Source organism: Fibrobacter sp. UWB2, assembly GCF_002210425.1.
Classification (GTDB): Bacteria; Fibrobacterota; Fibrobacteria; order Fibrobacterales; family Fibrobacteraceae; genus Fibrobacter; species Fibrobacter elongatus.
The window spans coordinates 1-13,392 of the sequence record NZ_MWQK01000005.1 but is presented as its reverse complement, the minus strand read 5'-3'; the positions used below and the strand labels follow the sequence as shown (position 1 = coordinate 13,392).

The 13,392-nt window shown below is 49.5% G+C and carries 13 protein-coding genes and 2 tRNA genes; 12 read left to right on the top strand and 3 right to left on the bottom strand.

Annotation, left to right across the window (positions count from 1 at the left end):
- Positions 1-4: 4 nt before the first annotated feature.
- Positions 5-520 (top strand): hypothetical protein, encoded by a 516-nt coding sequence (locus B7982_RS10255; protein ID WP_088660665.1) that lies wholly within the window; start codon positions 5-7, stop codon positions 518-520.
- A gap of 80 nt (positions 521-600) precedes the next feature.
- Here the strand turns inward: B7982_RS10255 and B7982_RS10250 are convergent, their stop codons facing one another.
- Together B7982_RS10250 and B7982_RS10245 are read right to left on the bottom strand one after the other, a co-directional pair.
- Positions 601-1,026, bottom strand: a complete 426-nt coding sequence (locus B7982_RS10250; RefSeq protein WP_088660664.1) for a hypothetical protein — start codon at positions 1,024-1,026, stop codon at positions 601-603.
- Positions 1,027-1,064: 38 nt separating this feature from the next.
- Positions 1,065-1,147 (bottom strand) — tRNA-Leu (locus B7982_RS10245).
- 45 nt (positions 1,148-1,192) lie between these two features.
- Here B7982_RS10245 and B7982_RS10240 point away from each other — a divergent pair.
- Positions 1,193-1,915 carry a Tfp pilus assembly protein FimT/FimU gene (locus B7982_RS10240; protein WP_088660663.1) on the top strand — a complete coding sequence of 241 codons (723 nt, stop codon included), beginning with the start codon at positions 1,193-1,195 and terminating at the stop codon, positions 1,913-1,915.
- A 7-nt stretch (positions 1,916-1,922) separates the two neighbouring features.
- On the top strand, positions 1,923-2,384 hold the full coding sequence (locus tag B7982_RS10235; protein ID WP_088660662.1) for a type II secretion system protein: 462 nt from the start codon (positions 1,923-1,925) through the stop codon (positions 2,382-2,384).
- A gap of 100 nt (positions 2,385-2,484) precedes the next feature.
- Here B7982_RS10235 and B7982_RS10230 read toward each other — a convergent pair whose 3' ends face one another.
- On the bottom strand, positions 2,485-3,879 hold the full coding sequence (locus tag B7982_RS10230) for a toxin-antitoxin system YwqK family antitoxin (RefSeq protein ID WP_233138499.1): 1,395 nt from the start codon (positions 3,877-3,879) through the stop codon (positions 2,485-2,487).
- A 76-nt stretch (positions 3,880-3,955) separates the two neighbouring features.
- On the opposite strand from B7982_RS10230, the gene B7982_RS10225 reads away from it, so the two are divergent.
- The 9 genes from B7982_RS10225 to B7982_RS10185 all read left to right on the top strand — a co-directional run bounded on the left by B7982_RS10225 (position 3,956) and on the right by B7982_RS10185 (position 12,917).
- Complete coding sequence (locus tag B7982_RS10225; RefSeq protein WP_088660660.1) at positions 3,956-4,702, top strand: hypothetical protein; 747 nt, start codon at positions 3,956-3,958, stop codon at positions 4,700-4,702.
- A 9-nt stretch (positions 4,703-4,711) separates the two neighbouring features.
- Positions 4,712-5,332, top strand: a complete 621-nt coding sequence (locus B7982_RS10220) for a hypothetical protein (RefSeq protein WP_088660659.1) — start codon at positions 4,712-4,714, stop codon at positions 5,330-5,332.
- Positions 5,332-6,072 carry a hypothetical protein gene (locus B7982_RS10215; protein WP_233138498.1) on the top strand — a complete coding sequence of 247 codons (741 nt, stop codon included), beginning with the start codon at positions 5,332-5,334 and terminating at the stop codon, positions 6,070-6,072. The genes B7982_RS10220 and B7982_RS10215 overlap by 1 nt, the downstream gene beginning before the upstream one ends.
- Positions 6,073-6,406: 334 nt before the next feature.
- Positions 6,407-6,490, top strand: a tRNA-Leu gene (locus B7982_RS10210).
- A gap of 178 nt (positions 6,491-6,668) precedes the next feature.
- Complete coding sequence (locus B7982_RS10205) at positions 6,669-7,265, top strand: GNAT family N-acetyltransferase (RefSeq protein ID WP_088660657.1); 597 nt, start codon at positions 6,669-6,671, stop codon at positions 7,263-7,265.
- A 232-nt stretch (positions 7,266-7,497) separates the two neighbouring features.
- A complete protein-coding gene (locus B7982_RS10200; RefSeq protein WP_088660656.1) occupies positions 7,498-8,343 on the top strand; it encodes a TIGR02147 family protein in 846 nt (281 codons plus the stop codon).
- Positions 8,340-9,611: a carbohydrate binding domain-containing protein gene (locus tag B7982_RS10195; protein WP_233138497.1), complete on the top strand. Its 1,272-nt coding sequence runs from the start codon at positions 8,340-8,342 to the stop codon at positions 9,609-9,611. Before B7982_RS10200 ends, B7982_RS10195 begins: the two co-directional genes overlap by 4 nt.
- Positions 9,612-9,631: 20 nt before the next feature.
- Positions 9,632-11,362 carry an alpha-1,4-glucan--maltose-1-phosphate maltosyltransferase gene (locus B7982_RS10190; protein ID WP_088660655.1) on the top strand — a complete coding sequence of 577 codons (1,731 nt, stop codon included), beginning with the start codon at positions 9,632-9,634 and terminating at the stop codon, positions 11,360-11,362.
- Between the two features lie 172 nt (positions 11,363-11,534).
- Complete coding sequence (locus B7982_RS10185; RefSeq protein WP_233138496.1) at positions 11,535-12,917, top strand: glycosyl hydrolase family 5; 1,383 nt, start codon at positions 11,535-11,537, stop codon at positions 12,915-12,917.
- The last annotated feature ends 475 nt before the right edge of the window (positions 12,918-13,392 follow it).

Genomic DNA, 13,392 nt, shown 5'->3' with positions numbered 1-13,392 from the left:
TGCTATGCTAAAACGTAACGCTCCATTGCTTGCCTTTGCTCTCGTCTTTGTGGCTGTGCTGTATTTTGTCTACAGCATCCCGCAGTATGAACCAATCGTGGATGTCGAGGAAGAAGAGGAAGTTCCTGAAGAAGCGTTTACCGGCCGCGTGGAAATGCCCTCGATTGACGAAATCTACGTGATTGAAAATACCGCAGGTCGTGACTTGAACAAGCTTGCGATGTTTTTGGAAGGGCGCGCCGCAGGTCTGCATTACCTTTCTTCGGAGTATTTCAAGAAAATTCGCGTGACCCGCAAAGGGAACCGATTTATCAAGTCCGATGACGATGTTTTCCTTGGACTTCACCTTACGCTCGATAGTCTTGGACGCTTCAAGGACCCGCAAATCATGTTTACGAGTTCCGATAACGAAGTGTTCAAAGTCAAGCTCCTAAAGCACGTCGAATATTTTTGGCGCCTTCCGCCCAGCAAACAGGGCAAGCTCGAAATCTGGATTCCCATCCGCTTTCACGCAAACTAGTAGCTAGCTAATAATTTGGTTAATGGCAAAAAAGAAGCCCCACTGGGTGGGGCTTGGCAAATGCTGTTATGAGCGAGCGATTATGCTCTCAAGATTTCGACGAGCTGCTTTGCGTTCTTTTCGATAAGCACGAATGCTTCGAACATGCGGGCTTCGCGCCACTTGGTCAGGTACTTCGTCTGCCAGTCCACGGCAATCAAATCCGGGTCCTTCGGGCCGTTTTCGTTCTGGTACCAGACTTCCTTCGTGATTTCGCGGATCATAGCACCCATTTCGGCGGCCGGTTGGAGCGATCCCTTGCAGAGGAGGAGGGCACGGAGGTTGTCGAGGAGGATTTCGTCAGAAGGCTGTTCAGCATCTTCACGGGCACATTCCCAAATTTCTTCGCGGTGGCGCTCTGTCCAGCCGAACAAGTACTTTTTGGTCTTTTCGAGCTCACCCTTGGCAAGCTTTTCGTCGACCGCTTCGCGCGGATAATATATGCTGTTTGGATAGAATTCAATCATGATCTACCTCCCTTCTGCGAAGTGAAGCACAAAAACAATGCCCGGGGCGGGACTTGAACCCGCACGGAGTTGCCCCCAAGGGATTTTAAGTCCCCAGTGTCTACCATTCCACCACCTGGGCAGGTTGTGCGTGCAGAATATAGCAAATTTGAGTAGGATAGTTTACATGATTACGGAATTTAACATGGTTTTTATCACATTTCTCCTTAAAAAAACTTTTTCGTTTACAAATGTTTACTTTCGAACAGTGTTATTATATATTATAAGTTGGATCAAAACGGATTGGCTAGCTCCTTTTATTGTTAATTTTTGTCCGGTCAAGCTTGGAGATTTCGGTATGTTGAATCATGGTTCTAAAAAGAACGGCTATACCCTGGTAGAAGTCCTTGTCGTTGTATCGATTATGGGCATTTTATCGTCTATGGGAGTAGCTAGTCTTCGAGGTGCTGTAATCAATAGCCGAATGAAGGATTGTGCTATAAATGTGACGGCGTTCCTGGAACGCATGGCGAATGAATCGAATAGATTGTCCAAGCGTCTTTGTGTCAAGAGAGCGCCTGATACCGAGCAGGAACTTCAGGTGTACATTGCTGATAATTGCAACAATCTTGAAAATGTAGAGCTTTTTGCGACTTATAACTTAGAATCTCCGGCTAGATTTGGTTGCAGTGATGTTGATTTGAGCGTTTTTGGTGGAACCGGTGCTGAAGATTGGGCTCAAAATGGGGCTGTCTTTATTCCGCGTATTGGTCTTTCGGCCGCACCCTCTAATGGTTATGTTTGCATGCAGTATGGCAATAGCGCGGTCTATGGTTTAGTTGAAAAGACTAAAGACAATAATATGCTTATTCCTTGGTGGAGATCCGGGAGTTATTGGGATAAACTGTAGGTGAATTATGGTTAAACTTTGGAAGAACAAGAAAGGCTTTGGTATAGTTGAAATCCTGGTCGCTGCAGCTGTCCTCGGTTTTATGTACATGGCGATTTTGAATCTTCAAGGAGGAAACCATGATGCCTTGTTACGCATTCGTGGTCGTGATGGCGCTGTCGAAGTCGCCCAGCAGGTATTGGATTCCCTCAAGTCTGTGGGGATTGCCTCGATTCCGTCGAAATCTGCGGAGGATACGACTTTTGAAGTGCATGATATCAATCGCAAGTGGGCTCGTGGTCTGGGCGATTCTGCTACGGTAACGTACTCGCCAGAAGTGACTGTTTCTGCAACGCAGAACTACACATCGACTGACGCCTCGCAGTACGAAACAATTCACCACGTTTATGCGAAACAAGTAAAAGTCAAGGTTTCCTGGAACTTCAAAGGGTCCACGCAGTCTATCGAAGTCTCTAGTGTAATTAGATGAAATGTCATCCTGAGCGAAGTCGAAGGATCCAGTAAAAATATTCGCTAGAAATAACTGGATTCCTCGTCCTAACGGACTCGGAATGACGTTGTTCTGTCTGTTAATTTCCTAATATGTGCATTATCACGGGCCGGTTCTTGCCGGCTTCTGTTTTATGTATTGTGAGCTTGCCTGTGCTGTCGTAACTGAACTGTTCACCGACGCGTTCGCCGTTTACGTAGTTGAGGCTATCTTTCAATATGCCACTCGGGTACCAGTTGCGCCAGATGCCGTGACGTTTGGATTTGCCGTCATGAGTTCTTTGCCAAAAGCCTTCGCTTGCCATTCTGCCGCCCATGCTGTCTGGGTAGAAACTGCGGCTTGCGCGAAGAGTCGGATCGCCATAGCTTGACGGCGGATCATCGTATGCCCAAAATTCTTCATACAAAAGAACGTGCCCTGCCTTGATGTAGCGCAGCGATGCGGGGTACTTTCCGATATTTTTCTTATAGGCGTCCTTGAAACTCAACGTGCAACTGTCGAGCGTTCCGCTTGGGAGCCCTGAACGGACAAACGAAGTCTCGGCGCAGAATAGCGTGGACGAATTGGCGCAAGTTCCGTAGGTGATGCCCGTACTTTCAACGGGGCCGTCCGTTTCTTCGGTAATAAAATTGCTTTCTCGGACAACGTTGTTGTTCTCGTCAAACCACTGTATTTTTTCACGACCCTTGAAAAAGCTTGACTTGATTTTTTTGATAAACGTCCCATCGGCTCTGTAGGTTGTATGCGGGTCAAAGAGAATGTCGCTTTCTGCAAATCCTTCTTCCTTGATTTGTGCCGTGTTGCAACTTTCGCCGGTAGTGTCGGGATTTCCGTACGATTCGTAATAGAGTTTGTACGAGCCTTCCTTTTGGCCTTCGACGCATTCGTAGTATTCCAAAATTTTGCAGTTTCGACCGTAACGCTTGATGTACCCTGGTATTGGCGTGTACTCGGCAGAATCGTTTCTCTCCATGTCATGACAGTTGCTGTTTTCTTCGGCAAGCACTCCATTGTCGTGCCATTTTTTCCACACGCCTACTGCATTTCCGCTATCGTTGTAATGTTGTTCAAAGGACTTTTGCCCATTGTGGTGCCATCCTTCCCAGTCGCCAACAGGGTGGTCATCCTTGTAATACTGGACTGCTTCAACTTTCTTGTTCTGGTAGTAGACCGTCCACTTGCCGTCTTTTTTCCCTTTGTTGTAGCGTCCGATCATCGCGACATCGCCAAAGCCTGTCCAACGTTTGAATTCACCATGCGGGAGGCTGTCTTCGTAAGGAATTTCGAGTTCCTTGATGCCGTCGTTATACCATTCGTTACGCTTGAGGATGGTTCCGTCAGGGTAGACCCAGATGGAGGTCTTTTTGACGCCATTTGCGTGCCTTGCGAGGATATGTTCTTCAGCCCGCTCGACTGTACAGCCGGCGAAATAGTATAAAATGGCAAAAAAGGCGATTAAATGACGGAGTCTCATTGTTCGTAAAGTAGAAAAAAAGTAATTTCTAGATGTGAACGGACAGACGAAAAAATCAATTGCAGAAACTTTGCACATGAAAATCCAGACGCCCTGGATTTGGCTTGTCGTCGTCCTTACGATTTGCCTCACGGCACTGTTTTACGTTTCGCAAAAACCGCAGGTTGCCGTTTATTCCCAATACGTGAAGTCGCTTTGTGATTACCAGTTTGCCGATGCAAGCCTCATGCGTTCGATGGAACGCGTCCGTAACGGTTACGAGGTTGATTCTGCAGTGGTGATTGCGCAGATGATGACGCTCCGCGAAGTAGCTCTCTCGTTTGAGGGCGGAGTGCAAAAGCTCAAGCAGACCGGTTTTTCGGCGCCTCCGGCGGCCTCGGTTTCGCAGTTCAAGTCGAGCGTTTTGGCGAAGGTTTCGTGCTTGCAGCGCTACCTTTCGGAACGCACCGCATGGCATGACGATTTGGAACGCGTTTACCGCCTGATGGAGATGAACGCTTCGGACACCGATTTGTCGCTGTTGCGCAAGCTGGATTCTGCACGTGCGGGGTATGACGTGGTGGTCGATAGTCCGTCGAATTTGCCGGAGTCGGTCAACAAGCGAGTCGTGTCGCTGCTCGAGAAAAATCGGGATTTGCACAATGCGTGGAACCAGTTTGATAACGACAAGACTCTCAGTGCGAGTGACGAACTGCTCCATTTTTTCCAGATGGAAAACGTGAAGGAAATTTCTTTGTCGGCGAAGGTCCCGCTTGCGTTCTACTTCTTGTCGCTTGTGCTTTTGCTTGCCACGTTCTTCTTTATATTCAAGTCTAAACAGTAAGGAATTGTGATGCCTGCTTTTCGTGTTCGTAAAATCGCTTTTATCAATTTTGGCCTGCTGCTGATTTTTTTGGCGAGTTGGATTTCGTGGTATATCTATCCGCTGGCGAGAAGTATCACAAAGGAATATAACGCTGTTGAAATGACGGACGGCTCGTTTGAATACGGATTTTCAAAAGAGCTCGGGTTCCTTTCGGAAGATGTCTTTTACGGCAAGGTGAGCTATGCCGCGGTTCCGAGCCTGTTCGGCGGTTCGAACATCCCGTTCTTTGATAAAGTCTATTTCCAACTCAACGGGGATTCCAAGTGCACGTTTGTCCTTTATGTAACCGATGAAATCCTGGACGAGCTTTCGGAATGGTACGATTTTTCTGCAACGAACGCGAGCAATGTCTCGATGGAAGTCCGTGCGGTCAAGGTGGGCGACAAGTATATCGTGAAGTCGATGGAATCGACGGAGGGCGAGCTCAGCTGGGAATTCCTGATGGACGGTTACCATTTCTATTGGTGTTTCATGGGCGTGAGCCTTGTCGCCATAATGTTAATCTTTGGGATTATCCTCATCTTTGTAGCGCTTGTGCATAAGCCGCGTCAGGTAAGGCTACAGAATCCTGCGGATATTTTGCAATGATGAATCGCAATTTGGTGGCTTGGGTAATGCTCCTTGCGAGCGCACTTGCTTTTGCGTCTCCAGATTCTCTTGTGATAGATGTGCACAGTGCCAAGGCGAGCTTCCAGAGTCCGACGGGAATCTGGTGGCCAAAGTCCGTTGGCAAGAGTGCCCGGAAATCTTCGGCGAAGCGCGCAAATGCGCCGGTCGTCGTATGGTTCCATGGCGGCATGGGGAGTGCCAACTGCGCGAAAGGTCTTGTTGCCGGTACTGACTTTGCCGAACTTTATCCTGAAAAAATTGTGGTGAGTGTATCGGCCTGCCGTGAAAATCACTGGGTCACGCCGGCTGCAATTACCGCTGTCGATGCGGCGCTCGATTCTATTGCAGCACGCCGGAAATCTCCGGTGGAGCGCGTTTCGCTGGTCGGCGTTTCGGATGGCTCGCTGGGGGTGCTTGTCTATTCACTCGAGGGGCGTCGTGCGGTTGAAGACCGCTTGCTCATGAGCTCGTTTGGGGCGTTCTTGGGTGAGCCAGCGGGGCTTGCGTCGCCGAAGAAAATGCATACGGGCCGCTTCCGCTTTTTGCAGGGAGGTAAGGACAGACTGTATCCGTCGGACCAGACTGAGCCGTGGATTACGGAATTTTGCAAGGCAGTTCAGGTGGACTGCGAACTCCGGTTCGACCCCGAAGGCGAGCACGACTGGAGCTATTGGAAGGGCAAACGGATGGACTGGATCCGCGACGCCATCCGCAAATAATCGCCAAATTTCCGCCACTTTAAAATTGTGAAAATGCAATCGCTTTTTTGTGTAAAGCGAGTTTTTTGTTTAGTAAAGGGAATGAAATTTAACGGTGTGAGAATAGAGCGTCGGCCACAACCTTAAAAGGCGAACGCAGCGGGGCTGCTTGCAGCCCCATTGCTGAGCCGTAAGGTTGGCGCTTGCGCCAGGATGGGTAAAAAACTCCGAGCTGGGGCCCCGCCCGCATGACGTTCATTTGGCATTTCCCTTTAACGGCCTTCTATAAATAGCCTTATTTATAAACATCTCCCCTTGACAAATGGGTGTTTTTTTTCAAAATTTGGTGCACCACGCGGATGTGGTGGAACTGGTAGACACGCTAGATTCAGGTTCTAGTGCTCGCGAGGGCATGAAGGTTCAAGTCCTTTCATCCGCACTGAAAAACCCGGTAGTTCGCTATCGGGTTTTTCGTTTTTTTTCAGTAATGTCATCCTCGACCAACGGGAGGAGGATCCATAATTTCTTGATATAACTGGATTCTTCGCCATGGATGGCTCAGAATGACGTTGTAATTATGTACTCTTGGGGTTGATTGTTTTTTGCAAAAGGTCATAATGAGTGATTTTTTAGACGAAGATCTTAGCGAGTTCTCGCGGCAAGAAGTTGAAGGCGAACGTGTCGTATTGCGGCCGCTTGGCGAAGCAGACGTGCAACCGCTGTTTGCGCTGATCGAAGAATCTCGCGAGTTCTTGTCGGAGCACTTGCCGTGGCCCGCCGAGGAATGTCGTTCTCCCGAAGATGTTTCTGCGAAAATTGATGCTTGGGACATGCAGGCGCAGATGTCAAATGGTGCCTGCTGGGGCATTTTCGAGAAGTCCATGAGCTCAAGTGACGGCTTGAAAATTGCGGGCTGCATCATGCTTGGCTGGGTGCAGTGGAAGAATCGCTCGGCCACGGTAAGTTACTGGCTCGGCCAAAAATTTTGCGGCCGTGGCCTCGCGACCGAAGCGCTTTTGCTTGTGGCGGGCGAATCTTTTGCGATGGGGCTGAACCGTCTTGAACTTACGGCCTCGGTCAACAATCCGAAGAGTGCTGCTGTCGCCCGCCGTGCCGGATTTCTGGAAGAAGGTGTCTGTCGCGAGTACGAATGCCTCCATGGGCATTTCGAGGACCATGTCCGTTTTTCGCTTCTCGCTAAAGATTTTTGCTGAACGTTGTTATAGTCCAAGACTATCGCTCCTCTCGTCTCTCGTCTTTCGTCTCTCGTCTGGCTACGGGGCGTTGCGGGGTGGAACCCCGCTCGAAGGGGTGATGGAAGACCCGGCGAGCCGGGGCTGCAATCAGGGGAAAGCCTGCCCCTCTCGTCTGACATGGTTACCTCAGTAAACGATAAAAGCTTTTTATCCTTTGCTTTTGTGCCTGAACACTTCTATTTTTTAGAATATGGAAACAGGAGAAAATCGCATAGTTGAACCTGATGTTCTGCAGTACACAAACTACCGTGTGTATTTGCGGGACTACTATGAGTACAAGAAGAAGACGGTTCCGGCATTCAGCCTCCGTTTCTTCGCGGAGAAGGCGGGGCTTTCGAGTCATGCCCATCTCAAGCTCACGATTGACGGAAAGCGAAACATTACAAAGAACACGGTGGTAAAGCTCATCCACGGCCTCGGCTTGGATGGCCAGCGTGCCGCATATTTCGAAAGTCTCGTTTTCTTCAACCAGGCTCAGACGGATGCGGATAAGCAGGTTTACTACGCCCAACTTTTGAAGGCTAGCCCGCGCTCCAAACTGCACAAGATGGAAAAGGCGCAGTTCCGCATTTTCCGTGAATGGCACCATTCCGCAATTCTCGAGATGGTGGCGCTCAAGGATTTTCGCCCGATTCCCGACTGGATTTCCAAGCGCCTCGGTGGCCTCATTACGCCTGCACAGGTGACGGAATCGCTCAAGCTTCTCGTGGAACTTGGGCTTTTGGTAAAGACGGCCAATGGTTATCGCCAGCGCGACCCCCTGATTACTACGGACGACGAAGTCCAGGATTTGATGGTCAAGATGTACCATCTCCAGATGCTCAAGCTTTCGGCGGACATGCTTTCGGCGCTTCCGGGCTCGCAAAGGGACGTTTCTGCCCTTACGTTTAGCATAAAACGCGAAGATTTCCCCAATTTGAAAAAACATTTGCAACTGATGCGCAAAGAACTACTAGATTTCTCAGCAAAGGCTGGGGAAGGTGAGGATGTTGTGCAAATCAATATCCAGCTGTACCCTCTAACCCGAGGAGTATGATGCGTTCTTTGTGTTCAATAATCGGTTGCGTGCTTGTGGCATTGTGGTTTGCCGGATGTTCTGAATCCGACACTACGGCCGGTATTGAAATTGGAAATCCGGAAATTGCGCAGAACTTGGGACTCACGGCGGAGTTCTCGGTGGACTATTCGGATGCAAAGCCGGTGGCGCTTTCGAAGGTGGCTGCAGAAGACGAAAAGGTTGTAATCGATACGTTCCAGCTCACGCTCTCCGAGGTTCGTTCGTATTGCAGCTTCTATACGGGCGTGTCCGTTGATGTGAAGAATGGCCAGCAGATTTGGCCGTACGAGGATGACCCGGCGGCAGTGCTCCCCATTTCATTTACGGATGGCGCCTATGTCAAGGAAGCCTTCTACAATATCAACTTGAAAAATGGCGGGTTCCTCAAGGAAATCGGTGTCCGTTTTGAAGTTGGCAAAAAAGAGGGCGTTAACTCGATTTACGGACGCATCCGTCAAAATGGCAAGGAAATCCCGTTTGTCTACGAGATGAACAATTTCCAGCTGTTTGAATTGATGTACAATCATTCTCAGATTGGAATTCAGGATTCTGCGGTGAATTTGTCTGTAGAATTCCGTGTGCACCGTTTTGTTGGCGGGGTAGATTTTTCTACGGCGCATGTTAACGATGATGGTGTAATCCGCTTCAGCAAGACTGAAAATGCGGATCTCTGGAAATCGCTGAACGATCGGTTCTTGCCGAGTTTCCAGTGTCTGCGCTTCAAGTACACGGGTGCAGATGGTGCCGAATACGACGGCTTTGTAGATGATATCTGGGAAGAAATTGTCGAACCTCTGAATAAGAACTTTATTTCTAACGGCGACTTTAGTGATGGTGGCAATGAATGGATTTTCCATAGGCAGTTCAACGGGGTTGCCGATACGTCCATCGTTAAGGAAAAGAATTCGAATGTGATGCGCGTCCATGTGACTAGAGGTGGTGACTTTTCGTATAGCGTTCAGCTGTTGCACGAAAATATTCCTTTGGTGGCTGGCGCTACGTACAAATTTATATTCACCATCTGGTCCGATGTCGATGGAGAGGTGACCGCACGCCTTGCGAATTCCATTTACAACAATGAGACCAATGGGTTCCAGGAACACGTCAAGGTGTCGACTTCCGGGAAGTCGTTTGAAATTGAATTTACCCCAGAAAAAACGGACCCGAACGCCCGTCTGGACTTGAATTTGGGCAAGGCCGAAAGAACGATTTGGATTAAGGATGTGCAGTTGATTAGAATTAAGTAGTTTGCTAAATTCTAGTCATTATGGCAACTATTCCAACTCTAAAAGAAAATCTCGTTATTGAAAATATCCGCCCGAGCATTGAGGGCGGCCGCTTCATGCTCAAGCGTGAACCCGGTGATACCGTGACCCTCCAGGCAGACATCTTCCGCCACAGTCACGAAAAGTACGATGCTGCGATTTTTTACCGCCACGTTTCCAAGAAAAAGTGGGAACAGGCTCCGATGCACTTTGTCGACAATGACCTGTGGGAAGGCTCCTTCACGGTTGGTAATATCGGCTATTACGAATACAAAATTTGCGCATGGACCAAGGAACCGAAGGACGTCCCGACTGAAAGTCCGGTGATGAAGCTCCGTGTGGACCCGGTCTACAGCCGCGTGGGTACGTGGTACGAAATGTGGCCGAAGAGCCAGGGCACGGACCCGAACAAGAGCGCAACGTGGAAGGATTGCGAAAAGCAGCTCGACTACATTGCAGGGCTTGGCTTCGATACGGTTTACCTTGTTCCGATCCACCCGATTGGTGTCACGAACCGCAAGGGCGCAAACAACGCGCTCCACGCCAAGGTCGACAAGAAGGGCAATCCGCTTGAACCGGGATGCCCGTACGCTGTCGGTAACAAGAACGGTGGTCATTACGATGTGGACCCGGAACTTGGGACCATGAAGGACTTCGAACATTTTGCAAAAGCCGCTCGCGCCAAGGGACTCCGCCTTGCGCTCGATATCGCGCTCAACTGCAGCCCGGACCATCCGTATGTGAAGTCTCACCCGGAATGGTTCTACCACGAACCGGATGGCAGCATCAAGTTCGCCGAAAACCCGCCCAAGAAGTACGAAGACATTTATCCGTTCGACTACTACAACAAGAACTACAAGGCTCTGTGGCAAGAAATCGAGAACATTATTTTGTTCTGGGCCGACAAGGGTGTTGAAATTTTCCGTATCGATAACCCGCACACCAAGCCGTTCCCGTTCTGGGAATGGCTCATCGCCGACGTGAAGGAAAAGCGCCCGGAACTCGTGTTCCTCGCCGAAGCTTTCACACGCCCGAAGATGATGCATCGCCTTGCAAAGTCTGGCTTTGACATGAGCTATACGTATTTCGCATGGCGCTCTGCAAAGTGGGAATTCGAACAGTACTTGAAGGAACTCACGCAGTCCGACGCTAAGGAATACATGCGTGGTATCTTCTTCCCGACAACTCCGGATATCTTCCCGAAGTATCTTGCATACAAAGGTGCAAACGCCTTTAAGCAGCGCTACTTCTTGGCCGCGACGCTTTCGAGCCTCACGGGTATGTACAACGGATACGAACTCTGCGAAAACATCCCGAGCCCGATCAAGGAAGAACTCGCCGATAGCGAAAAGTATCAGTACAAAGTACACAACTGGTCTGGTCCGGGCATTCAAGACTTTGTTCGTCGTCTGAATGTTGCCCGTCAGGAACATGTCGCCTTGCAGGAATACGATAACCTCGATTTCCATTACGCTCAGAACGACCAGCTTATGGTTTACTCCAAGAAGTCTGGCGATGACGTGATTCTCTGCGTGTGCAATATGGACATGGACCACGTGCAAGAAGGTATTGTTGAACTCGACATGGCTAAGCTTGGCCTCCAGAACGATTCGTTCTTCTTCTTGAAGGACATTGTGACTGGCGAAAGCTATGTATGGCGTGGTAACAAGAACTATGTGAAACTTGACCCTGCAAAGGCTCCAGGCCACATGTTCGTGGTGAAGAAGATCTAAACGATCGCCAAAACGCGCGCGAAACGCCTAATTGCAATTGAAAACGCCTCGGAAGTGCTATTTCCGGGACGTTTTTTTATGGACTATTCGCAAAAACGCTTTTAAAAACCTTTTTTTGTGCCTTTTGGGAATGATTAAATCTAGTTTTAAACGAGGTATTAAAAGGAAGGTTATGAAAAAGGTTTTATTGAGTTCTTTATTGGCTGCGGGCACTTGTGCAATGTTTAATGCCTGCTCTGACGATTCTCCATCTCCGCTTACTCCGTCTGTTGCGGCTTCTTCATCGAGTGCTGATTGGTTTGTTGAAAGCTGCTCTAGTGTAGATGGAAATAGCAATTTGGGATTAAGCTCTTCTGTGGTTGTTCCGCCTAATTCGGCGACCAGTTCAAGCAATGGAGTGCCGTCTCAGTCGAGCTCTTCTGTCAATCCGACATCTAGCGCAAATCCGGTTTCATCTGCTGCAGAAAGTTCTAGTAGCAAGGAACCGGAACTCGATGCAAGTGGTTTCCCGACTCTTGAATCTTACGGTGCACCTCCGGCGGAGTACACCAAGGACATTAGCGCTACGGCAAAGCGTGGCTGGAATACGCGTTACTGGGATGCTTGCAAGCCGCACTGCTCCTGGCTTAGGGAAAGCGCTAACGATGTGACTCGTGCAGACACGTCTTCCGATGAGGCCTACATTGCCGACTATGGTACTGCACGTAACTGCAACATTCACGATGTCGAAGTCCCTACTTTTACCTTGGGAGACGTATCGAAGGCCTGGTTCGGTTACAACGGAACCCGAAGCGCTTGCGGCGACGAAAAGGAAAAGGGCGTGTTCACCTGCACGGACATGGCGCCGATTGCCGTGAACGATACACTTTCTTATGCATACGTTGCGGGCACTGCCGATAGCAAGTGCGGCAAGTGCTATCACTTGCAGTACGATGGCCACTTCGCGAACGAGATGGAAAACAACCCGCCAAGGGAAACCCACAAGGCTCTCAAGGGCAAGCACATGATCGTGATGGCCTCTAACATCGGTATGGATGTGGCTGGCGGCAATCCTAATCTTCCGGCGGGTCAGTTCGACTTGATGGTGCCGGGTGGTGGCGTGGGCGCCTTTGACGCTCTTACAACTCAGGTGAAAAAAGGCAGCGACTTTAACTGGGGTGCAGGCTTTGGCGGATTCTTGACTGAATGCCAGAATCAGCTCGGCTACGACGCTACTCTCGTTGAATACCAGACTTGTATCAAGGGTATGTGCGACGCGGCCTTCGGCGACGCCGGCCTTCCGAACCTGTTGCGCGGTTGCCACTGGTTTGCCGACTGGTACAAGGCTGCAGACAATCCGACCTACTACATCGAAGAAGTGGAATGTCCGCAGTACTTGATCGATCATTACATGAGCCGATTCAACACCACTACGACAACCAATATCAAGAAGGTGACGGACTGGTCCACTTTCAAGGAAGGCGATGTACTCGACACGCTCCATTGCTGGAAGGCGGGCGAGGCTCCTCCGGAAAACGGCTGGCAAAATCCGAGCGCCGGCTGCGATGTTAAATAAAGTAATCGAATAGATTTGAGACTCCTCGCACTTCGCGAGGAGTTTTTTTGTGGAACGCCGTAGTGTTTTGGAAAATTGCCAGGTGCTTTGACGCAAAACGTCATGGCGGGCCCCGTCCGCCATCCCCTGGCCGTGGCGCCCCGAAGATTTCTGTTTACAGAATGTGAATAATCTGTCGTGCCGCGGCGCACATCCCGTTTTTTCCGAAAAAAGTGAAAAAAAGTGAAATTTTTTCACTTTTACCCCTTGCAAAGTCATCGTAAAATTCTATAATTGGCGCCGTTCCTGAGAGACGAGGCCGAAACGAAGAAACGAAAGCCGAGAACGAAGGAAAAAGCGAAAGCCCGCGAGACTTTCGGGAAGATTGAAGGAATCGGAGATGTGCTTAGTGACGGCCCAAGAAAATTTCTTGGAAGTCAAATTTACGAAAAACAGGACAGACTATTTTAAAAATCAATGAAGAGTTTGATCCTGG